The sequence below is a fragment of the Melaminivora alkalimesophila genome (assembly GCF_000282995.1).
Lineage (GTDB): Bacteria > Pseudomonadota > Gammaproteobacteria > Burkholderiales > Burkholderiaceae_C > Melaminivora > Melaminivora alkalimesophila.
Window position 1 is genome coordinate 1 of the sequence record NZ_ALEE01000706.1, and the last position, 1,898, is coordinate 1,898.

The following is a 1,898-nucleotide window of genomic DNA, read 5'->3' on the forward strand; positions in this document are numbered from 1 at the left end:
CCGCTGGCCTCCCCTGCCGCCACCGCACACGCCGCCCAGCCAGGCAGCGGCCCGACCCCCCCACCCCCCTTGTCCGTGCCGGCCAGCGCTGTGCTGCGCCGGGGCGAGCTGACCGCTGTCTATGTGCTGGATGAGCAGCAGCGCCCGCGCCTGCGCCAGGTGCGGCTGGGTCAGGCTGCGGCCAGTGCTGCTGACGGCCAGGCGTCCATCCCCGTCCTGAGTGGCCTGCGCGCCGGCGAGCGCGTGGCACTCGATCCACAGGCTGCTGCCCGGGTGCGCTGACATGCCGCACGACGCTCCCCAGGCCCGCATGGGCATCTCTGGCCGCATTGCCGCCCTGTTCCAGTCGGCGCAGATCACCCCGCTGCTGGCGCTGGTGGCCTTCTTGCTCGGTGTCTTTGCCGTACTGGTCACCCCGCGCGAGGAAGAGCCGCAGATCGACGTGACCATGGCCAGCGTGCTGGTGCCCTTCCCCGGGGCCTCGGTGCGCGATGTCGAGCAGATGATCGCCACCCCGGCCGAGCAGCTGCTGGCCGGCATGGAGGGCACGGAGCACGTCATGTCCGTCTCGCGCCCCGGCCTGGCCATACTCACCGTGCAGTTCAAGGTCGGCGTGCCGCGCAACGTCGCGCTGGTGCGCCTGCACGACCAGCTGCGCAGCCATGCCGACCTGTGGCCGCAGGGCCTGGGCGTGCAGGAGCCCCTGGTTCGCCCCAAGGGCATCGACGACGTGCCCATCGTCAGCTTCACCCTGCACGCCAGCGACGAGACCGCCGACGCCTTCGGTCTGGAGCGCGTGGCCCATACCATCGAGGCCGAGCTGGCCCGCGTGCCCGGCGTGCGCGAGGTGCGCGCCATCGGCGGGCCGGGCCGCGCCGTGGTGGTCGAGCTGGACGCTGCGCGCATGGCCAGCACCGGCGTGTCGGTGCGCGAGTTGCGCGCCGCACTGCAGTCGGCCAACTTCGGCCTGCCCGTGGGTGAGCTGCTGGCCGGTGGTCAGAGCGTCGAGCTGCAGGCCGGCCCCTTCCTGTCCTCGGCACGCGAGGTGGCCGAGCTGGTCGTGGCCACGCGCGCCGGCCGGCCCATCTTCCTGCAGGACGTGGCGCAGGTGCGTGATGGCGCTCCGCCGGCGCAGCGCCTGGTCTGGCTCGGCCAGCGCGGCGAGGGGGATGCGAGCGGCCAGGTGCAGGAGTGGCCCGCCATCACGCTGCAGGTGACCAAGAAACCGGGCGAGAACGCCATCGACGTGGCCAACGCCCTGTCGGCGCGCATGGAGCAGCTGCAAGGCGTGCTGATCCCCGATGACGTGCAGGTGCGCCAGACGCGCAACTACGGCGAAACCGCCAACGACAAGGCGCAGAAGCTGATCCAGAAGCTGCTGTTTGCCACCGCCTCGGTGGTGGCGCTGGTGTTCCTGGCGCTGGGCCGGCGCGAGGCCGCCATCGTCGGCCTGGCAGTGGTGCTGACCCTGGCGGCCACGCTGTTCGCCTCCTGGGCCTGGGGCTTCACGCTCAACCGCGTGTCGCTGTTCGCGCTGATCTTCTCCATCGGCATCCTGGTGGACGATGCCATCGTCGTGGTCGAGAACATCCACCGCCACCAGCGTCTCGAACCCGGCCTGCCGCTCCTGCAGATCATCCCGCGCGCCGTCGATGAAGTCGGCGGGCCGACCATCCTGGCCACCTTCACGGTGATTGCCGCGCTGCTGCCCATGGCCTTCGTCTCCGGCCTGATGGGGCCGTACATGGCACCCATCCCCATCAATGCCAGCATGGGGATGCTGCTGTCGCTGGCCATTGCCTTCGTCGTCACGCCCTGGCTGGCCCAGCACTGGATGAAGGCGCACGCCGCCGGCAAGGACGGCAGCGGCCACACCGGCCTGACGGCCAGGTTGGAGC

General features: G+C 71.3%; 1 protein-coding gene and 1 pseudogene. Both read left to right on the forward strand.

From position 1 onward, the window contains the following. Window positions 1–282: pseudogene (locus A612_RS16760) on the forward strand (efflux RND transporter periplasmic adaptor subunit); the annotation flags it as partial. Window position 283: 1 nt separating this feature from the next. Then, on the forward strand, window positions 284–1,898 hold a 1,615-nt coding region (locus A612_RS13760), incomplete at its 3' end, for an efflux RND transporter permease subunit (protein ID WP_241209561.1).